The organism is Flavobacterium zhoui (assembly GCF_042787235.1).
Classification (GTDB): domain Bacteria; phylum Bacteroidota; class Bacteroidia; order Flavobacteriales; family Flavobacteriaceae; genus Flavobacterium; species Flavobacterium zhoui.
Genome location: NZ_JBHZPY010000007.1, coordinates 38,504 through 59,984 on the forward strand (window position 1 = coordinate 38,504; position 21,481 = coordinate 59,984).

The window sequence follows — 21,481 nt, forward strand, 5'->3', positions numbered from 1 at the left end:
ATTATTTGGGATTTGGGATTTTCGAATTAGGATTAATTTGAATTCCTAAATCAAAAAATCCTAATTCCTAAATCTTTCTATAGCCTCTTGTACTTTTTCCTCTTTTACACAAAGTGCAAATCGGATGTATCCTTCTCCATTAGAACCAAAAATGGTTCCCGGTGTAATGAAAATAGATTTGTCATATAAAATTTCATCAATGAATTTCTCTGCCGATGTAATTCCGTCCGGCAATTTTGCCCAAACAAATAATCCAACTCCTTCTTTATATACTTTACAACCTAATTTTTCAGCCAATTGCTCGGTAAGAATTCTGCGTTTTCTATAAATAGAATTCATCGATTCAAACCAAGTCTTGTCACTTTTCAAAGCTTCAATTGCTCCCTTTTGAATCCCGTAAAACATTCCGCTATCCATGTTGCTTTTTACTTTTAAAACAGCATCAATACATGCTGCATTTCCTAAAACCATCCCAACTCTCCAGCCTGCCATGTTGAACGTTTTACTCAAAGAATTCAATTCTAATGCTACTTCTTTTGCTCCTTCCACTTGCAACAAACTCATTGGATTGTCATTCAAAACAAAACTATATGGATTGTCGTTGACTAACAAAATGTTGTGCTTTTTGGCGAAAGTCACCAATTTTTCAAACAACTGCAAACTTCCTCTTGCTCCTGTTGGCATGTGCGGATAACCAATCCACATGATTTTCACTTTCGACAAATCCAGTTTTTCCAAAGCTTCAAAATCCGGCTCCCAGTTATTATTTTCTTTTAAGTCATAATAAACTGGAATTGCTCCTACTAAATTCGTCACCGAAGTGTACGTTGGGTAACCTGGATTTGGAATCAATACCTGATCTCCTTCATTCAAAAAAGCCAGTGAAATATGCATAATTCCTTCTTTGGAACCCATCAAAGGCAAAATTTCGTTGGCAGGATTCAACACTACTTGAAAATAGTTCTGATAAAAATCAGCCATACCTTGTCGTAATTCCGGTAACCCTTGATAACTTTGATATTGATGGGCACTTTCTTCTTGCATCGCCTGCACTACTGCATCAACAACTGCTTGTGAAGGTTGTAAATCTGGACTTCCAATTCCCATATTGATAATTGGTTTCCCTTCAGAAGCCAATTGTCTCACCTCTCTCAGTTTTGAGGAGAAATAGTATTCTTCAATTATATCGAGGCGTTTCGCTGTTGCAATCATTTTTCTATTTTAAAATTCTTTTGACTTTTTGACTTTCAACTTTATGACTAATTAAGGCTTTGTATTTTTATATTCGCCTAAAACTTTAAAGTATTCTGCCATAATGGTCAGTAATGCTTTTGCCTTAGCATAATCTTCGTATTTTTCGAAAGTAACATCCACAAAAAAGGAATATTTCCAAGGCGTTTCTATTTTTGGTAACGATTGTATTTTAGTTAAATTCAATTTACAATCACTCATTACATTTAAAACTGCCGCTAAACTTCCGCGTTTGTGATCCAATTCAAATTTGATGGAAGCTCTGTTTATTTCATTTTTAGAAACAAAATTATCAGCTTTATTAATGATAACAAATCGTGTCATGTTATTATTTATCGTCTGAATCTCCGGAGCCAAAATTTCTAAATCATACATTTCAGAAGCTGTTTTGCTCGCAATTGCCGCAATTCCTTTTAACTGATTTTGATGAATTCTTCTGGCTGTTTCAGCGGTATCTTTATCTTCGACTAATTTTATATTTGGATACTTTTTCAAAAATTCCATACACTGTAACAACGCCATTGGATGAGAATGTACTTCCAGGATATCTTCTATTTTTTGACCTTTTAAAGCCATAAAATTTTGATGAATATCCAAATAATGCTCTCCAATAATGTGCAGATTATTTTTATCAATCAACGCGTAGTTAGGGATAATTGGTCCCGCAATAGAATTTTCTATCGCCATAACTGCCTGATTTGATTTGCCTGACATTAGACTATCAATCAATTCCTCAAAAGACAAACATTCATCTACCTCAACATTTTGATAATAATATTCTTGTGCCACTTGATGATGAAAAGAGCCTTTTATACCTTGTATTGCAATTTTTGCATTCATATTCTAAACTTTTAAGCAAAAAAAAATCCTGATTTTCATCAGGATTGTATATTAGTTTTATTTGTTTGTTGTTTTTCAAATAACCATAGCACAATCCCTTACTTCCTAAAGAAGAAATAATAAGTGTTGCTAAAATAAAAACGGTTATGAGACATGATTGTGTGTGTTGTTCTTAATAATTACAATGCAAATGTAGGCCTTATTTCGAACCGACCCAAAAAAAAATATTTTTTTACGTAACAAAAAAAGAATTCTTTGTTAAACAACCTTTTTATTATCAAATACTTAAATAAATGATTTTTAATTTATGGTTTATTACCGATTTCCAAATGACTTTTCCTTTAATTTTGATTCAAAATAGCAATTAGGAAGCGATCTTAACTGAAAGCCATCTTTTTCCTTCCGCAATTCTGGTAATCAGCATCGATGAAACGACATCACCATTGGCATTCAATAAAGTAGCCATAGGATCCACTAAAGTCCCAACAATCATAGCAGCCGGTAATGCTTGTTCCATCGGGAAACCATAAATTGTAATTGCTAAAATCTCTCCTATGTAACCGCCATTTGGAATTCCACCTTCAACCACTGAAACGATTACTGTGATTCCTAAAGCTAACAGTAAAGTGTGTGGATCTGTAAAATCCTTGCCAAACATAGCAAAAATAACAGCAATCTTTATAACGGATGACATACTGGATCCGTCTTTATGCAGAGGCGCTCCTAATGGTATAGCAATATTGCGAATGTGTGACGGTATATTCATTTTCTCCGTTGCCTCTAAATTAGCAGGAATTGTCGCAATACTACTGCAAGTTCCCAAAGCCGTCAATGACGGTGTGATATTATTTCCCCAAAATATTTTTAGCCCCCTTTTCCCTCCGGCAATAAATGCATATAAACTAAAGAATACAACAAAATAGAAAGCACATACTGCATAATAAAGTCCCAGTGGTTTAGCATAAGCTCCGAATAATTGCGGTCCAAATATCCCAACCTGATACGCAAAGTAAGCCCCTAATCCTATTGGAGCCGTTTTCATTATCAAATGCAGCAATTGTTTCATTACTTCATTTCCAGAATTCAGAAAATCTCTAAAGCTGGCGCCTTTTTCCCCTGAACGTAAACTGGCAAATCCAATTAAAAAGGAAAATATAATTAATGCCAACATGCTTTTTCGAGAAAGCAATTCATAAAAATCACCTGCGGTAAGCAATTGGGTAATTTGTGATCCTGCATTGCCGCTTTGAATACTTTCCAATGGTATTTTTGAAATGATAATATCTTGATGAATGGGGAAAAGCAATACTCCAATAATCATTAATATTGCAGAAATAAGTACGGTACTTAAAAATACCCCAATAACAATCACAAACAGTTTTCCTAATTTCTCAGATTTTTCTAAACTGGCAATCGAAGATGCGATGGTAAAAAAGATCAACGGTATTATTGCTGTAAACAGTAAATTTAAAAATATATCACCTAATGGCTTGATGATTTCTACACCTTTTCCAAAAACTAATCCTAATATACTTCCGGCTATAATTCCGCATAGTAACCAAATGATGCTACTGTATGTTTTAAACAAACTTGACTTACCGCTTTGTTGATTCATGTTTTTTAATTTTCTATAAATATATAAATCTAATTGAGAAACACCTCAACCATTATAAACTTTAAAGCTTTGAAAATACAGTTTTAGATATTGTCCCCTGAAAACTAATAAATCAAAGATTATTCTGTTTACTTTTGTAACAAAATATATTCCATGTCAATAGAAGTAAATAATATATCAAAAAGTTATGGTGCCCAAAAAGCATTGGATAACATTTCGTTTTCTATAAAAAAAGGAGAAATCGTTGGTTTTTTAGGTCCAAATGGAGCTGGAAAATCGACTTTAATGAAAATATTGACAACGTATATTAATGCTGACAAAGGTTCAGCAATCGTAAATGGAAACGATGTAAACACCCAACAAAAGGCAGTTCAGCTGTCTATTGGCTATTTACCCGAACACAATCCGTTGTATTTGGATTTGTATGTGAGGGAATATTTAGCTTTTAATGCTGATGTCTATAAAGTGGCGAAATCCCGTATCGAAGAAGTGATTCAGCTTACTGGTTTAACGACCGAAAGTCAAAAAAAAATAGGGCAATTATCCAAAGGATACCGTCAGCGCGTAGGTCTTGCCAACGCTTTATTGCACAATCCCGATGTTTTGATTCTGGACGAACCAACTACCGGTTTAGATCCGAACCAATTGATTGAAATACGCAACGTAATTAAAAATGCAGGTAAAGACAAAACCGTTTTTCTTTCTACACATATTATGCAGGAAGTGGAAGCCATTTGCGACCGCGTAATCATTATCAATAACGGGAAAATAGTTGCCGATAAAAAACTCGACAACTTAATCTCTGCCGACAAAGAACAGATTATTGAAGTAGAGTTTGATTATAAAATAGAAGAACAAGCCATTGCTAAGATTCCACATTTAAAATATTATAAAAATACTCATGATTTCTCCTGGGAACTGACTTTTGTATCCGATAAAGATATGCGTCCGGCAGTTTTTGATTTTGCTCATGATAATGGTTTGAAAACCTTACAACTCAATCAGAAGAATAAAAACTTGGAGGCTGTTTTTAGAGAAATAACAAAGGAGTAGTATTCAAATTACTGATTTTAGATAAAACAACTCAGTTTTGTCATTCCGACGAAGGAGGAATCTCATCATGTGGGATTCCTCCTTCGTCGGAATGACAAAATAATGAGAATTTGTAAGGACTAACGATATTGAGGAATATTAAATCCCTAGCCCAGATAGAAGTGAAAATCCTTTTCTTGTCTCGTCTTTTGAGACAAGAAAAGATTGTAACGAATAGTTGGAAATAGCTCCTAAAAAACCTTGCTCGCTATTTGACGAATATTTTCTGATTTTCCCATAGAATAATAGTGCAACACGGGAACGCCGGCCTTTTTCAACTCTAATGATTGTTGAATCGCCCATTCTATTCCTACTTGTCTGATATCCGCATTATTTTTGCACTGATCCACAGCCTGAATTAAATCTTCGGGTAAATCGATTCGGAAAATTTGAGGTAATATTTGCAAATGTCTTTGCACAGCAATCGGCTTAATTCCCGGAATAATAGGAACGGTAATTCCCATTTCTCTGGCTTTGGCAACAAATTCAAAGTATTTAGCATTATCAAAGAACATTTGTGTCACCACATAATCTGCTCCTGCATCCACTTTTTCTTTCAGTCTTTTTAAATCGGATTGCAAAGAAGGAGATTCCAAATGTTTCTCAGGATAACCCGCAACTCCAATACAAAAATTGGCTTTATTATCGACTTCCATCACATCATGCAGGTATTTTCCTTGATTCAATTGATAGATTTGTTTTACCAAATCGACAGCATAATCATTCCCTCCCTTTTTTGGCATAAAATATTGCTCGTCCTTCATGGCATCACCACGCAAAGCCATTACATTATCTAAACCTAAATAATGACAATCAACCAATAAATACTCGGTTTCTTCTTTGGTAAAGCCTCCGCAAAGTACGTGCGGAATTGTGTCTACGTTATATTTATGTTTTATGGAAGCGCAAATTCCCAAAGTCCCAGGACGCATTCTGGTTAGTCTCTTGTCTAACAAACCATTCCCTTTATCTACGTAAATGTATTCTTCGCGAGAAGTGGTTACATCAATAAATGGCGGTTTGAACTCCATCAACGGATCAATATTATCGTATAACTCCTGAATACTTTTCCCTTTTTGAGGCGGTATAATTTCGAAGGAGAATAATGTTTTCTCTTTTGCTGCTTCTATATGCTGTGTTACTTTCATAGCCCCCTAGCCCCCGAAGGGGGAATTACAGTCGTGCCTATAAAACACAGCGCAACTTGGTTAATAATTATATAATTTTTCAAGATTTTTTTTTGTTATGTTGACAAAACAATTGAATTTGTTGAATGTTAAGTGAATAATTTCTGCCAGCCCCAATTTTATTTACAAAGATTGGAGTTCCCCCTTTGGGGGTTAGGGGGCTAGTCCGCTATATTTGGATTCAACCATTTCGTTGCCACTTCGGTGGAAACACTTCTACGTTTAGCGTAATCAATCACTTGGTCTTCTTTTATTTTTCCAAGTCCAAAATACTTACTTTCCGGATTCCCAAAATAATATCCAGAAACCGATGAAGCGGGCCACATTGCCATACTTTCCGTTAAAGTCACACCAATTTCTTTTTCTACATTTAGTAATTTCCAAATCGTAGGTTTTTCTAAATGGTCTGGACAAGCGGGATACCCTGGCGCCGGACGAATTCCTTTGTAATCTTCAGCAATCATTGCCTCTGTACTCAAAGCTTCATCGGACGAATAACCCCAAATTTCTTTACGGATTTTTTCGTGCAAATATTCGGCGAAAGCTTCCGCAAAACGGTCCGCCAATGCTTTTACCATAATTGAATTGTAATCGTCTAAATCTCTTTCGAATTCAGCCGCCCATTCATCAACGCCAAAACCGGTGGTTACACAAAATGCACCCATATAATCCTTTTTTCCGCTGTCTTTTGGAGCAATAAAATCAGCCAATGCGATGTTTGGAGCTCCTTTAGTTTTTTGCGATTGCTGACGTAAAGTCAAGAATGTCTGCAATGGTTTTCCGTTTTCATCACTCAATTCAATATCATCATCGTTGATTTGATTCGCAGGAAAAATTCCGTAAATTCCTTTAGCGGTTAGTTTCTTTTCTCTCAAAATAACTTCCAACATTTCTTGTGCATCTGCAAAAACAGACGTTGCTTGTTCTCCTACTACCTCATCCGTTAAAATCGCAGGGTATTTTCCGAACAATTCCCATGTTCTAAAAAATGGAGTCCAGTCAATATACGGAACTAAAACATCCAAATCGACTTCGATAGTTTGTTCTCCAATTACATTTGGTTTTACAGGAGTAAAATTCTCCCAATCCAACTGCAATTTATTTTTACGTGCTTGCTCAATGGTTAGGAAATTTTTATCACGCGAACGATTCAAAAATGTTTCTCTAAACGCATCATATTCCGCTCTAATATCGCTTGCGTATATCTTTCTATCTTTGTTTAATAAACTTCCAGCAACCGTCACGGCTCTCGAAGCATCGTTTACGTGAATTACCGTTTCTCTATATTGAGGCGCAATTTTTACGGCAGTATGCGCACGAGAAGTCGTTGCACCACCAATCATTACCGGAATTTTCAGCCCTCGTTTATCTAATTCTTTGGCGAGATAAACCATTTCGTCCAGTGATGGTGTGATTAATCCGCTTAATCCAATAATATCTACATTATGCTCAATGGCAGCTGCGATAATTTTTTCAGGTGGTACCATTACGCCCAAATCTACAATCTCATAATTATTACACGCCAGCACCACGCTAACAATATTTTTACCAATATCGTGTACATCCCCTTTTACGGTTGCCATAAGGATTTTTCCATTTCCTTGCTTGTCACCTGCTTGTTTGCTAGCTTCTATGTAAGGCAACAAATAGGCCACCGCTTTTTTCATTACCCGCGCCGACTTTACAACCTGAGGTAAAAACATTTTTCCACTTCCAAATAAATCCCCAACAACATTCATTCCTGTCATCAAGTTAATTTCAATAACTTCGATGGGTTTTGTAGCAGCTAATCGAGCTTCTTCAACATCAATCTCTATAAACGCATCGACCCCTTTTACAAGTGAGTGTGTAATTCGTTCTTGAACGGTTCCCGAACGCCATTCTTGAACTGCTTTTTCATTACTCTTTACATCTCCTTTTACATTCTCTGCAAAATCCAATAATCTTTCGGTCGCATCATCACGGCGGTTTAGAATTACATCTTCAACGTGTTCTAATAAATCCTTTGGAATTTCATCATAAATGGAAAGCATCTCTGGGTTTACAATTCCCATCGTCATACCATGCTGAATCGCATGATATAAAAATACCGAGTGCATCGCTTCCCGAACCGTATCATTTCCTCTAAACGAAAACGAAACATTACTTACTCCACCACTAATGTGTGCATGAGGCAAATTTTCTCGAACCCATTTCGTTCCTCTAAAGAAATCCAAAGCATTCAAGCGGTGTTCTTCCATTCCCGTTGCCACTGGAAATATATTCAAATCAAAAATAATATCCTGCGGAGGAAAACCAACTTTGTTTACCAAAATATCATACGACCGTTGGCAAATTTCGACTCGACGTTCGTAATTATCCGCTTGTCCCACCTCATCAAAAGCCATGATAATTACCGCAGCACCGTAGCGCTTAATTAATTTGGCATGATGAATAAATTGCTCTTCGCCTTCTTTTAAAGAAATGGAATTCACAACACTCTTTCCTTGTACCACTTTTAGACCCGCTTCGATGATATCCCACTTCGAGCTATCAATCATGATTGGAACTCTAGAAATATCAGGTTCGGCAGCGATCAAATTCAGGAATTTTGTCATGGCATATTCGCCATCGAGCATTCCTTCATCCATATTAATATCGATGATTTGTGCGCCACCTTCCACTTGTTCTTTAGCAATACTGAGTGCTTCTTCGTATTTTTCTTCCTTAATTAATCGAAGGAATTTTCTAGAACCTGTAACATTCGTACGTTCACCAATATTCACAAAAACGCTTTCCGGCGTAATGATTAAAGGCTCTAATCCCGATAATACAAGGTTTTTTCTAGTTTCTTGTGCCATTTTTTATTTTATTTGATCCTTCACGATTTCAGCAAACATGTAGGTTTCGTATAACTTATTAGTATTTTGGGCGTGACCCAAAAAGGGTCGGGCTATTCGCTGCAAGTCCTCGCTCTTCCTTCGTCAGGCTGTGGGCTTTTCGCTGCTATCCCTCACGCGGGCATTCTTGGTTACATTGTTGCTGTTGATACTCTAGGTTTATAATCTTTCGCAATATCAGCAATCAACTTGATGTGTTCTGGGGTTGTTCCGCAACAACCGCCTATGATATTGACTAAATTATCGTCTAAATATTCTTTGATGAAAGCTTGCATCTGTTCCGGTGTTTCGTCGTACTCTCCAAATGCGTTTGGTAATCCTGCATTAGGATGTGCCGAAACGTTAAAAGAAGTATTTTGTGATAAGGTTTGCAAATATGGTTTTAATAAATCGGCACCCAAGGCACAATTAAAACCTACACTCAACAACGGAATATGCGAAACCGAAACCAAAAAAGCTTCCACCGTTTGTCCTGAAAGTGTTCTTCCTGATGCATCGGTAATTGTTCCGGAAACCATGATTGGAATATCGATATTACGCTCGTCTTTTACTTCTTCAATCGCGAAAAGTGCTGCTTTGGCATTTAAAGTGTCAAAAATAGTTTCTACCAAAAGTAAATCGCAACCGCCGTCCATTAAGGCTTCTACTTGCTGTTTGTAAGCAATACGCAAATCATCAAAAGTTACGGCTCTATAACCTGGGTCGTTTACATCTGGTGACATACTTGCCGTTCTGTTTGTTGGTCCTATTGAACCTGCTACAAAACGAGGTTTGTCCGGATTTTTGGCAGTAAATTCATCGGCTACTTCACGGGCTATTTTTGCCGATTCGTAGTTGAGTTCATAAACGTATTCTTCCAGATAATAATCTGCCATACCAATTGTGGTTCCTGAGAACGTATTGGTTTCAACGATATCTGCACCCGCCACAAAATAAGCTGCATGAACTGCTTTGATAGCTTGTGGTTGTGTAAGTGACAATAAATCGTTGTTTCCTTTTAAGGAATGTGGAAAATCTTTGAAACGCTCTCCACGAAAATCTTCTTCCGAAAAATTGTAACGTTGTAACATCGTTCCCATAGCTCCATCGAGTATGAGTATGTTTTTTTTAATGGCTTCTTGAATGCTTGACATATCTATTTTTTTGCTCGCAAAGACGCAAAGGCGCAAAGCTTTTAATGGATTAAATAATTTCAAAAGTTCAATCTAGTAGCTCTTTAGCCCCGATTGAAGTAAAAATCCTTTTACTTTTTTTCTTTAAAAAAGTAAAAGATTGCAACGGAAAGCGGGAACGGTATTGGCAAAAAAACGCCAATTGTTCGCTCCTGTTACTGAAATTAATTCAGTAGGCTAAATATCGATATGTTGTCAAGAAAAGGTTTGAGAAATACTAAGTGAGTATTCGTGTGTTATCTATCTTAAATACTGAAATTGGTTCTGTATAAAGTAGAATGTAGCACCTTCTTTAAAAATAAAGGGTTGCTAAGGTTTCATTGGGTCTTTCCCTCCGCCTTTCGTGATAACTGTCAATAAATATAAGAACAGTGCAAAGTAAAGACAAAGCGCTAATACTTGCAAGTATTAGCGCTATATTTTTTAACTAGTTTCTAGTAAGTTGTTAAACAATGGCTTTCACCACTGCTTTTGGGGCCTCTTTACGAGTTCCGTCAAATCCGTCGACACCAGAAACTGTAGTATATTTCAATACATATTTTTTTCCAGGATTGATGATTTGGTAGGCTGCCTGGCACATTAATGTCGCCTCGTGGAATCCACAAAGAATCAATTTCAGTTTCCCCGGATACGTATTTACGTCCCCAATGGCGAAAATTCCTGGAATATTCGTTTGATAATCTAGCGCATTATTTACTTTGATTGCATTTTTTTCGATTTCTAATCCCCAATGTCCAATAGGACCTAATTTTGGCGTTAATCCAAAAAGAGGAATAAAGTAATCGGTAGGAATGGTTCTGTGCGCTCCATCTTCTTCAATATCTATAGATTCCAAATGTTCGGCACCATTCAACCCAACAACTTCTGCCGGAGTGATTAGCTTTATTTTTCCTGAATCTTTTAATTCTTGGACTTTTTCTACAGAATCTAAAGCGCCTCTAAATTCGTTTCTTCGGTGAATCAAAGTCACTTCGGAAGCAATATTAGACAAGAAAATACTCCAGTCTAAAGCTGAATCACCACCTCCGGCAATCACAACTCTTTTGTCTCTGAATTTCTCCGGGTTCTTGATGAAATATTTTACACCTTTATCTTCGTAAAATTCGATATCTTCGATTAGTGGTTTTCTAGGCTCAAAACTTCCTAAACCACCAGCAATCGCTACAACCGAAGCGTGAAATTTCTTTCCTTTATTTGAAGTCACAATAAAACTTCCGTCCTCTTGTTTAGCTATAGTTTCTGCACGTTCTCCAAGTGTAAAACCGGGTTCAAACTGCTTTATTTGCTCCATTAAGTTATCTACCAAATCTCCTGCCAATACTTCCGGAAAACCTGGAATATCATAAATAGGTTTTTTTGGATACAATTCTGAAAGTTGTCCGCCCGCTTGTGGCAGTGCGTCTAAAATATGACATTTTAGTTTTAACAATCCTGCTTCAAAAACTGCAAATAAACCTGTTGGTCCGGCTCCTATAATTAATATGTCTGTTTTAACCATTTTTTTATTCTTTATATGTGTAATGTAATTATGCTAAACTATTTTACTGCAAATTAACGATAGATTTTTACTGTTTTAGATGATAAATATCATTCGTTCTTATTGGCTCTTTTATTCTTTGTTTTTTAATGCTTCGGTAATTTTGTTCATTTTTTGAACTTTTTCTTCAAAATTCCCTTTTAGCGTTTTTCGATATTCATTTAGGTTCTCGACCATTTTATTAATATCGTCCGGGATTATTTCTTCGAAGAACTCCCGTAATCTTTTGGCAGTTGTTGGTGATTTCCCGTTTGTAGAAATCGCAATCTTTACATTACCCTTAGTTACAATTCCACCTAGATAATAATCGCATAAATCTGGCGTATCGGCTATGTTGCAAATCAAGTATTTTTTTCGTGACAAATCAAAAACCTTTTTATTGACTTTCAAATTATCGGTACAGGCTATCACCATGTGCCGTTTCTTCAACATTTTTTTCTTGAACTTGGCTTTCGTCAGTTTTACTGAAGGATGCTTCTTCACCAACGCTTCCAGTTCCGGTAAAAATTTTGGTGCCACGACCTCAACATTGGCATTTGGACTGGATTTTAGCATAAACGATAACTTTTCTAAACCTACATTACCTCCGCCTACAATAAGTACATTGAGTTGCTGTAATTTTAAAAATATCGGATATAATTCATTCCTTTCCATATACCAGTACCTTATTATTGTTTAATTTTAATTCTTTATAAAATCTTAACTTTTTCTTATTATCACGCACTACCTCTCCAATAACGATTATCGCCGGAGAACTTAAATTATTCTCTGCCACGACTCTTTGTATCGTGTTTATTGTTCCAATCCCTACTTTTTCCTCAGGAGTCGTTCCGTTTTGAATAATCGCAACAGGTATTTCTCCTTTGGATTCCTTTTGAAACAGAGCTACAATTTCTTCCAATTTACTCATCCCCATCAAAATAACAACTGTTGCTGTTGATTGGGCTGCCAAAGCCACATCGGCCGATAATTTTCGTGCTGAAGTCGTACCGGTAATTACCCAAAAACTTTCAGAAACACCTCTCTTTGTCAATGAAATCCCTCGAGAAGCAGGAACTGCAATAGAAGATGAAATTCCCGGAACCACAAATGTAGGAATTCCAAAACTTTCTACGAATTCTATTTCTTCACTTCCTCTTCCAAAAATAAATGGATCGCCGCCTTTTAACCGAACTACATGACCGTAAGTAAGTGCATTATCTACAATTAATTGGTTAATTTCATCCTGGGTATAGGCATGACTTCCTTTTCTCTTTCCAACAAATAATTTCAATGCTTTTTTAGGAGCATAAGACAAAAGTTCTTCATTAGCCAAGGCATCATACAAAACCACGTTTGCTTCAGCCAATGCTTTTGCTCCTTTTAGAGTAAGCAAATCCGGATCGCCAGGACCTGCACCTACTAAAGTTACTTTTGGTTGTCTTGAATTATGCATCAGCTAAATCTTTTGCTCTGTATTTTTCTATTTTATCAAAAAAGGCAACTCCTTCTTGAATATATTTTTGTGCAAACGCTTGGGAAGGTTCGTTTTCTTTAATTTGATAAACTGATTCTTTGAAAGTCGAATCCAATTCAATCTTGTTACTTTCTATAAAAACAGTATCAAACAAATCGATAATTCCTGCATGGTGATTTGTTTTTTGGTTTTCAGCAAGTAACAATGCTTTAGCACCATTTACAAATCCAGCATACGCTAAATAAATTGCATCTGCCCATTTTCCTTCTTCAAAAGCTTCTTGAGCAAAAGTCATTTTATCCTTAGCCTCAAATATCAAAGTGGCTACTAAATCAATAACAACTCCGGCACATTCTCCAACTCCAACTGCTTTTACATAGTTGTCAGCATTTCCCCAATCAATAAAATCTGCTTCAGTAAGATTAGTCAAATCAGCTAATGGTTTCAAAAATTCGTAGAAGTATTTCTCTCCTTTAGCATCATAATAATTTAAGAATGATTGTCCATTTCCGTTTGCTTCAAAATCATTTAAGATGAAACGCAACGCATCAGGTCCTCTTCGGCTTGGAATTTTGATTACTTTATCCGAAAATCTTCCGTTTCCGTTTCCTAAATTTCCTCCGCCTAATAATACTTGTAATGCTGGCGCCACTAGTTTTCCCGAATTAATAGACATTCCTTGAAAACCTATTTCGGCCATATTGTGTTGTCCACAAGCATTCATGCAACCACTGATTTTTATGGTGATTTCCTGATTATTAATGTATTGCGGATATTCTGTTTCTAATACTCTTTCTAGTTCTACTGCAATTCCGGTGCTGCTTGCAATTCCTAAATTACAAGTATCTGTTCCAGGACAAGCGGTGATATCTGCGGTACCATCGTATCCCAAAGCTACAAAGTCAAGCTTGGCTAATTCTTGATAGAAAAATGCTAAATCTTCTTCCTTTATGTGACGAATTAAAATATCCTGTCTTAAAGAAAAACGCAATTCATTAGCTGCATAATTTTTGATTAATTCTGCTAATAATCTTGCTTTATCGGTATAAAAATCTCCTAATAGAACTTTGATACCAATCGCTACATATCCAGCTTGTTTTTGAGAAAAAACATTTGATTTCTTCCAAGCTTCGAAAGCAGCTGTGTCTTCGATTACTACTTTTGGAGCTTCCAATAAAGGAGCTGGAATTTCACCATCAAAAGCAGTCGTATCGATTTCAACCGTTTGGTAAGACAAGGCTTTTTTCTCTTCTTCCACCAATCTTAAAAACTCGTCTCTTCCCAAATCTTTGATTAAGAATTTCATACGCGCTTTCAAACGTTTCGCTCTTTCGCCGTAGCGATCAAAAATTCTTAAAACACCTTCGGTTGTTGGAATAATTTGGTTTACCGGAATAAACTCCGATAATAATTCGGCATGACTTGGTTGAGAGCCTAATCCTCCACCTAACATTACTTTAAATCCTCTTTCGCCATTTACAATTCTTGGAATAAATCCTAAATCATGCAAATAACTCAACGCCGTATCTTTATCCGAAGAAGAAAATGACATTTTGAATTTACGTCCCATTTCCTGACAAACTGGATTTCTTAAGAAAAACTGAAACATAGCATGCGCATAAGGCGACACATCAAAAGGTTCCTCTAAATCGATTCCTGCTGTTTCGCTCGCCGTAATATTTCTTACGGTGTTTCCACAAGCTTCACGAAGTGTTACATCATCTTTTTCCAGTTCAGCCCAAAGTTGTGGTGTTCTGTCTAAACTTACATAGTGAATCTGGATATCCTGACGCGTTGTAATGTGCAAACGTCCGGTTGAATATTCATCAGAAACTTTGGTAATACGCAACAATTGTTCGCTGGTCACTTTCCCAAAAGGCAATTTAATACGAATCATTTGTACGCCTTCCTGGCGCTGACCGTAAACTCCTCTCGCCAAACGAAGGCTGCGAAAACGCTCATCATCAATTTTCCCGTCACGGAATAAAGCAATTTTTCTTTCTAAATCGATAATGTCTTTTTGGACAATCGGATCTTCTATTTCGGTTCTAAAACTTTGCATCTGTAGTTGTTTTTTAGCAAAAGCTAGGTTTAGTTTATAAAACCAACTCCTGCAGTTGTATTGGTTGCTGTATCTATTAAAATAAAAGCGCCGTTTGACTTATTGTCATTATAGGCATCAAAATAGATGGCTTTGCTTAATTTAATATTCACTTCTCCTATTTCGTTAATAGCCAATTGAGTTACTGGAGTTGAACCTGAATAATCAGTAGCAATCACATTTTTTACGCTTTCAATTTTTGCCAAAACCCTATTGGTATTGTGTTGAATCAAATATTTTGTTCCCGGAACTAACTTTTTGCTGTCCATCCAGCAGATCGTTGTATTGATATCTTTTTCGATTCTAGGAAGCTCATTCGATTTTACAATCATATCTCCTCTGGTCACATTGATATCATTTTCTAATTCGATTGTAATCGAAGAACCTGCAGTAGCTTCATCGTATTTTTTATCGAAAAAGTGAATGTTGGTCACTTTAGATTCTGTCAAAGAGGGAAGAACGGTTACTGCATCACCTACTTTAATATTGTTTCCGTATAATTTCCCAGCGTACCCTCTAAAGTCATGGTATTCCTCCGTTTTTGGTCTAATAACCGTCTGAACCGGGAAACGAGCTTGTCCTTTTTCGTAAACGTCTTTTGGCTCCAAAGCCTCCAGATGCTCCAAAACTGTTTGCCCAGTGTACCAAGGCATATTTTCTGATTTGTCCACTACATTTCCACCATTGATAGCACTTAGCGGAATGTAACTAACCGTCTGTTCTTTGAATGTACTTTTTGCATTTAAAGCTTGAAAATCAGCTTTGATTTTGTTGTAAACTTCTTCCGAATAGTCCACCAAATCCATTTTATTTACCGCGACAATCACTTCTTTGACACGCAATAAATTATTGATGAAAAAGTGTCTGTAGGTTTGCTCAATAACTCCTTTTCTGGCATCAATCAATATAATTGATACTTGTGAAGTTGAAGCTCCTGTAACCATGTTACGTGTATATTCTACGTGACCTGGAGTATCGGCAATGATGTAACTTTTTTTCGCTGTTGAAAAATAAATGTGAGCCACATCTATCGTGATTCCTTGTTCTCTTTCGGCAACCAAACCGTCAGTAGCCAAAGAAAAATCTAAATAATCATATCCTTTTTGCTTGCTGCTTTTTTCTATTGCTTCAATCTTATCAGTAGTCAACGATTTTGTATCGTATAATAATCTCCCGATTAATGTACTTTTCCCGTCATCTACACTTCCTGCTGTTGCTATTTTTAAAACTTCCATTATATATCTTTGTTTCAGGTTTAAAGTTTCAAGTTTTAAAAACTCCTTAACTTAAATCTTTTAATTTTTAAATCCTTAAATCTTTCAATTGGTATTCTAAAAGTACCCTTGTTGTTTTCTTTTTTCCATTGCGGCTTCAGAACGCTTGTCATCAATTCTGGCTCCTCTTTCAGAAATGGTTGAAGATCTAATTTCACCAACTACTTCTTGAATTGTTGCTGCATAAGAATCAACGGCAGCGGTACAACTCATATCTCCAACGGTTCTAAAACGAACAATTCTTTCTTCGATTTCTTCGTCTTCTTCTTGAAATACAAATGGAGAATGCGACCAAATCATGCCGTCTCTCAAGAACACTTTACGTTTATGTGAAAAATAAATTGATGGAATTTCAATTTGCTCTTCTTCGATATAACTCCAAACATCCAATTCTGTCCAGTTTGAAATTGGAAAAACACGCACATTTTGACCATTCTCAATTTTTCCGTTCAAAATATCAAACAATTCCGGGCGTTGGTTTTTCTCGTCCCACTGACCAAAATCATCACGAACAGAGAAAATACGCTCTTTAGCTCTTGCTTTTTCTTCATCCCTTCGGGCACCACCAATACAAGCATCAAATTTGAATTCCTCAATAGCATCTAAGAGAGTTACAGTTTGCAAACTGTTTCTACTTGAGTATTTTCCGGACTCCTCTACTACTTTCCCTTCATCAATAGCATCTTGTACATTACGCACGATTAATTCTAATCCTAATTCAGCGACCAATCTATCTCTAAATTCGATTGTTTCAGGAAAGTTATGACCGGTATCAACGTGCAATAATGGAAAAGGAATCTTTGCGGGAAAGAATGCTTTTTGAGCTAAACGTACCAATGTAATTGAATCTTTTCCACCTGAAAAAAGCAATACAGGCTTGTCAAATTGAGAAATTACTTCTCTAAAAATATATATCGCTTCGCTTTCTAATGCGTTTGTTTTTAATATTGAACTCATTATTATTTGGTAATTTGTTTATCTGTTTATTCGGTTAAACGACTAAACACATAAACGATTAAACTTTTACTTTTGGTGTAAACCGCATTCTTTATGACTAGACTCCCACCACCATCGTCCCGCTCTGATATCCTCGCCAGGCGTATTGGCTCTGGTACATGGCGCACAACCTATACTCACAAAGCCTTGTTTATGGAGTGCGTTTTGAGGCACATTGTTATCATCAATATATTTTTGAACCTCTTCTAAGGTCCATTTTAATAATGGATTGAATTTAATGATATCAAAATGCGCATCGTATTCAAATAAATCCAGATCATTTCTGTTTTCGGATTGTTCCGCTCGTAAACCGGTAATCCAAATCTCATTGCCTTTTAATGCTTTAGTCAATGGAGCCACTTTTCGAATAAAACAACATTCTTTCCTATTTTCAACTGATTCGTAAAAGCTGTTTGGACCTTTTGTTTGCAATAAGTTTTCAACAGCCGTAGCTTCTGGGAAACATACTTTAATCTCTTTTTTATATTTCTTTATTGTTTTGTGAAAAACATCATATGTCTCTTGAAATAATCTTCCTGTGTCTAAAGTAAAAATGGTAATAGGCAAGTTGCTTTTAGCAATTAAAGCTGTAATCACCTGATCTTCCTGCCCAAAAGAACTAGAAAAAACCACTTTATCCTTGTATTCGTTAGCTAAAAAAGCCAAAGTCTCTTCAATCGAGAAATTTGCTGTTTTTTCTAATAAAGTATTTATTAATGTTGCACTCATTATAATAATTTAGATAATGTTCGTAAACTCAAAACGATAATTAAGATACCTACTAAAATCATCATCGGTTTTCTTTTGATTTTATTGACTAATAAAGCAGCAATTGGCGCAGCAATAACACCACCTAAAATCAGACCTATAATCACTTGCCACCCTTGTATGCCTCCAAAAATCATAAATGTTATTCCACTTGCAAAAGAAACCGCAAACTCGGCTGCATTCACGGATCCAATAGTATATCTGGGATTTCTGCCTCGCCCAAGTAATGTAGAAGTGACAATTGGCCCCCATCCACCGCCACCAACAGCATCCATAAAACCTCCAAAAGAAGCCAAAATGCCAAGACGCTTGGTTTTCTTTTTTATAATATTCTTTTGCATCGCTTTTCTAATAATAATACAAGCTAATGCAATCATATAAACCGCAATAAAAGGTTTTATCGCATCCCCATCAATCACATCTGATAATAAATAAGCTCCAGCTATAGAACCCAAAACACCTGGAATCAATAAATGTTTCACTAATTTTTTATTAATATTTCCAAATCTATGATGAGAAATTGCAGATGCTCCTGTAGTAAACATTTCAGCAACGTGAACTCCAGTACTACTGATTGCAGGAGGAATTCCATAAGCCAATAAAAAAGAAGTTGATGTTGCTCCATAGCCCATTCCTAAAGTACCATCCACCAATTGAGCAAAAATTCCAATGCAGAAAAAGATTAAAAACTCCTGATTAAATCCGCCTATAAAAGCATTCCAAGAAAATTCAGCATGATGATTATATACCAATGTAGATATCAATCCGATTAATAAAGTAACCGGAATAATAACCCATAAACGTTCTTTAAAAGACGTTTCCGATTTTATTACTGCACTGCTTTCTTTTAAATCTTTATTCATATTATTTTCTATTCAATTAATTTATCTATTACCCCATCGGAATAGTAGATTAAAAGGCAAAAATAATACTTTTTACTTAATTACAAAACTTATTCAGAGATTTATTTGTTAAAATGCGATATCAGCCAGTGTGTTACTATCTAAGATTTTCAATGTGTTATCGCGTACTTCGATCATTAGTTTTCTAACCGCGCAAGTTGCTTCATCAGTACAATCCTCACATTTTTCATAGAAATTATGACTCGCACAAGGTAATAGTGCAATAGGTCCTTCCAGAATACGGTAGACATGAGCCATATTTATGTCTTTTGGCTCTTTAATTAAATAATAACCACCACCTTTTCCTTTTTTGGCACCCAAAAAACCGGAGTGACGTAAAAGTAATAATATACTTTCTAAAAATTTCAACGAAATATTTTCACTCTTTGCTATTTCAGCAATTTGAACTGGAGTATTATCTTTCTGGCGAGCCAAAAAAGTCAAAGCTTTTATTCCGTATTTTGTTTTCTTTGAAAGCATTTAAAAAAATATAAGATTGAAGATTAACGATTTTTGATTTCAGATTTTAAAAGTAATCCAAAATCTATATGTCTTTTATTGTAGCAACAAAAATATACTTTTTGATTTAAGAATAGTGAATGCAGACTAACGATTTTCGATTTGCACTAAATCTGCTCCCGAACTTCGGAATAAAAATCGCTAATCCACTTCCGAAACTTCGGGACAAAAATCTTTACGATAGAGCTTGCTCTAAATCTGCTATAACATCTTTCACTGTTTCCAACCCTACAGAAACGCGAACCAACCCATCCGTTATACTTACGGCCAAACGTTCTTCAACAGATAATTTACTATGCGTAGTAGACGCTGGGTGCGTTACAATTGTTCTGGTATCTCCTAAATTTGGTGATAATGAGCATAGCTTTATTTTATCCAAAAAGTTTCTTCCGGCTTCAAGACCACCTTTTATTTCAAAAGCAACGATGTTCCCACCCAACTTCATTTGCTTTTGAGCAATTTCGTATTGCGGATGAGATTTCAAGAAGGGGTATTTAACACTATTCACATTTGGATGTTGCTCTAAAAACTCTGCTACTTTCAATGCATTTTCACAATGTCTGTCTAAACGAATTGCTAAAGTTTCTAAACTTTTTGACAAAACCCAAGCGTTAAAAGGCGATAAGGAAGGCCCCGTAAGTCGAGAAAATAAATAGATTTTTTGTATCAATTCAGCATCACCAACTGTTATTCCTCCCAACACTCTACCTTGACCGTCCATTAACTTCGTAGCGGAATGCACCACTAAGTGCGCGCCCCATTTTATAGGTTGTTGCAGATAAGGTGTTGCAAAACAGTTATCTATTACCAAAATCAAATTGTGTTTTTTAGCAATAGTTCCTAAAAGCTCCAAATCGATAATATCAACAGCAGGGTTGGTAGGCGATTCAGCAAAAAGAATCTTTGTATTTGGTGTAATAAAACTTTCAATCGTTTCCGGCTTATTTATATCAAAATAGGAGGTTTCAATGTTCCATTTTGGAAAATAATTAATGAATAAAGAATGTGTCGCTCCAAAAACACTACTGGATGAAACTATATGATCTCCGGATTTCAGTAAAGCTGCCAAGGTTGAATACACTGCTGCCATTCCTGAAGCAAAGGCAAAACCAGCCTCAGCCCCTTCCATTTTGCAAACTTTATCAACAAATTCGTTCGTATTTGGGTTGCTGTATCTGCTATAAATATTCCTGTCTTTCTCCTCAGCAAAAGAAGCACGCATATCTTCGGCATCTTCAAAGACAAAACTTGAAGTTAAGTACAAAGGAACCGAGTGCTCTAAATACTGCGTTCTTTCTAATTGGGTGCGTATGGCTTGGGTTTCAAAACCAAAATTATCATTTTCCATAAATAAGCCCCCTAACCCCCGAAGGGGGAATTGTATTGGGGTCGATTTGTTTGTTACTAAATTTAATATTTATCCCACAGCTATTACTTGCTAGTTCCCCCTTCGGGGGTTAGGGGGTTTCCATTCAAGACTACTTTGTAATGTATGGTTGCTGTTGGTTCTAATGTTTTAGAAACCGAGCAGTATTTTTCGAAAGAAAGTTGTGCTGCTCTGGCTGCTTTATCTTCATTAATAGGTCCTTCTAGATAAAACACAACGTGAATATCTTTGAATGGCTTTGCCTCGCCTACTTGTACACGTTCACCTTCGACCTCAGCTTTAAAAGAAGTGATAACTTGTCTTTGTTTTTTCAAAATAGAAATCATATCAATCGCACTGCAACCAGCAACACCCATTAATACTAATTCCATTGGGCTTGATCCCATATCATTCCCACCAAATTCTGGTCTAGCATCAACGTTTACAATATGTCCACGGTCATTTTTTAATTCAAAGTGGAAGTTTTCGTTTACTCTGTTTAGTGTTATTTTCATTTTGTGTGTTT

General features: G+C 36.1%; 18 protein-coding genes and 1 riboswitch. Of the genes, 1 reads left to right on the top strand and 17 read right to left on the bottom strand.

The annotated features are described in order from the left end of the window. Positions 1–60: 60 nt before the first annotated feature. The 3 genes from ACFX5F_RS09525 to ACFX5F_RS09535 form a co-directional block, all read right to left on the bottom strand. Complete coding sequence (locus ACFX5F_RS09525; protein ID WP_379851831.1) at positions 61–1,212, bottom strand: aminotransferase class I/II-fold pyridoxal phosphate-dependent enzyme; 1,152 nt, start codon at positions 1,210–1,212, stop codon at positions 61–63. 51 nt (positions 1,213–1,263) lie between these two features. Next, positions 1,264–2,091 carry a prephenate dehydratase gene (locus ACFX5F_RS09530; RefSeq protein WP_379851832.1) on the bottom strand — a complete coding sequence of 276 codons (828 nt, stop codon included), beginning with the start codon at positions 2,089–2,091 and terminating at the stop codon, positions 1,264–1,266. Between the two features lie 364 nt (positions 2,092–2,455). Beyond that, positions 2,456–3,706, bottom strand: a complete 1,251-nt coding sequence (locus ACFX5F_RS09535) for a dicarboxylate/amino acid:cation symporter (protein WP_379851833.1) — start codon at positions 3,704–3,706, stop codon at positions 2,456–2,458. A gap of 153 nt (positions 3,707–3,859) precedes the next feature. Between ACFX5F_RS09535 and gldA the strand changes: the two genes are divergently transcribed. After that, on the top strand, positions 3,860–4,759 hold the full coding sequence (gldA, locus tag ACFX5F_RS09540) for a gliding motility-associated ABC transporter ATP-binding subunit GldA (RefSeq protein WP_379851834.1): 900 nt from the start codon (positions 3,860–3,862) through the stop codon (positions 4,757–4,759). Between the two features lie 230 nt (positions 4,760–4,989). Here the strand turns inward: gldA and metF are convergent, their stop codons facing one another. The 14 genes from metF to ACFX5F_RS09610 form a co-directional block, all read right to left on the bottom strand. Further along, complete coding sequence (gene metF, locus ACFX5F_RS09545) at positions 4,990–5,946, bottom strand: methylenetetrahydrofolate reductase [NAD(P)H] (RefSeq protein ID WP_379851835.1); 957 nt, start codon at positions 5,944–5,946, stop codon at positions 4,990–4,992. 200 nt (positions 5,947–6,146) lie between these two features. Then, entirely contained in the window at positions 6,147–8,825 is a 2,679-nt protein-coding gene (gene metH / locus ACFX5F_RS09550; protein ID WP_379851836.1) for a methionine synthase, read from the bottom strand. Positions 8,826–8,995: 170 nt separating this feature from the next. Continuing rightward, positions 8,996–9,997, bottom strand: coding sequence for a homocysteine S-methyltransferase family protein (locus ACFX5F_RS09555; RefSeq protein ID WP_379851837.1), 1,002 nt, complete (start codon positions 9,995–9,997; stop codon positions 8,996–8,998). A 272-nt stretch (positions 9,998–10,269) separates the two neighbouring features. Continuing rightward, positions 10,270–10,389: riboswitch (SAM riboswitch) on the bottom strand. A 92-nt stretch (positions 10,390–10,481) separates the two neighbouring features. Continuing rightward, positions 10,482–11,534: an NAD(P)/FAD-dependent oxidoreductase gene (locus ACFX5F_RS09560; RefSeq protein ID WP_379851838.1), complete on the bottom strand. Its 1,053-nt coding sequence runs from the start codon at positions 11,532–11,534 to the stop codon at positions 10,482–10,484. Positions 11,535–11,645: 111 nt separating this feature from the next. Beyond that, on the bottom strand, positions 11,646–12,227 hold the full coding sequence (locus ACFX5F_RS09565) for a precorrin-2 dehydrogenase/sirohydrochlorin ferrochelatase family protein (protein WP_379851839.1): 582 nt from the start codon (positions 12,225–12,227) through the stop codon (positions 11,646–11,648). Further along, positions 12,214–13,008 carry a uroporphyrinogen-III C-methyltransferase gene (gene cobA / locus ACFX5F_RS09570; protein ID WP_379851840.1) on the bottom strand — a complete coding sequence of 265 codons (795 nt, stop codon included), beginning with the start codon at positions 13,006–13,008 and terminating at the stop codon, positions 12,214–12,216. Before cobA ends, ACFX5F_RS09565 begins: the two co-directional genes overlap by 14 nt. Next, positions 13,001–15,091 (bottom strand): nitrite reductase, encoded by a 2,091-nt coding sequence (locus ACFX5F_RS09575; RefSeq protein ID WP_379851841.1) that lies wholly within the window; start codon positions 15,089–15,091, stop codon positions 13,001–13,003. Before ACFX5F_RS09575 ends, cobA begins: the two co-directional genes overlap by 8 nt. A 29-nt stretch (positions 15,092–15,120) precedes the next feature. Then, entirely contained in the window at positions 15,121–16,365 is a 1,245-nt protein-coding gene (locus ACFX5F_RS09580) for a sulfate adenylyltransferase subunit 1 (RefSeq protein ID WP_379851842.1), read from the bottom strand. Between the two features lie 96 nt (positions 16,366–16,461). Next, the gene (cysD, locus tag ACFX5F_RS09585; RefSeq protein WP_379851843.1) at positions 16,462–17,361 is read right to left on the bottom strand and encodes a sulfate adenylyltransferase subunit CysD; all 900 of its coding nucleotides are present in this window, start codon (positions 17,359–17,361) and stop codon (positions 16,462–16,464) included. A gap of 66 nt (positions 17,362–17,427) precedes the next feature. Further along, complete coding sequence (locus ACFX5F_RS09590) at positions 17,428–18,129, bottom strand: phosphoadenylyl-sulfate reductase (RefSeq protein ID WP_379851844.1); 702 nt, start codon at positions 18,127–18,129, stop codon at positions 17,428–17,430. Then, on the bottom strand, positions 18,129–19,031 hold the full coding sequence (locus tag ACFX5F_RS09595; RefSeq protein WP_379851845.1) for a sulfite exporter TauE/SafE family protein: 903 nt from the start codon (positions 19,029–19,031) through the stop codon (positions 18,129–18,131). The genes ACFX5F_RS09590 and ACFX5F_RS09595 overlap by 1 nt, the downstream gene beginning before the upstream one ends. Before the next feature lie 108 nt (positions 19,032–19,139). After that, positions 19,140–19,550 carry an RrF2 family transcriptional regulator gene (locus ACFX5F_RS09600; RefSeq protein ID WP_379851846.1) on the bottom strand — a complete coding sequence of 137 codons (411 nt, stop codon included), beginning with the start codon at positions 19,548–19,550 and terminating at the stop codon, positions 19,140–19,142. A gap of 214 nt (positions 19,551–19,764) precedes the next feature. Continuing rightward, positions 19,765–20,937, bottom strand: a complete 1,173-nt coding sequence (locus tag ACFX5F_RS09605; protein WP_379851847.1) for a trans-sulfuration enzyme family protein — start codon at positions 20,935–20,937, stop codon at positions 19,765–19,767. Between the two features lie 83 nt (positions 20,938–21,020). Next, the gene (locus tag ACFX5F_RS09610) at positions 21,021–21,470 is read right to left on the bottom strand and encodes an OsmC family protein (protein WP_379851848.1); all 450 of its coding nucleotides are present in this window, start codon (positions 21,468–21,470) and stop codon (positions 21,021–21,023) included. Positions 21,471–21,481: the final 11 nt, after the last annotated feature.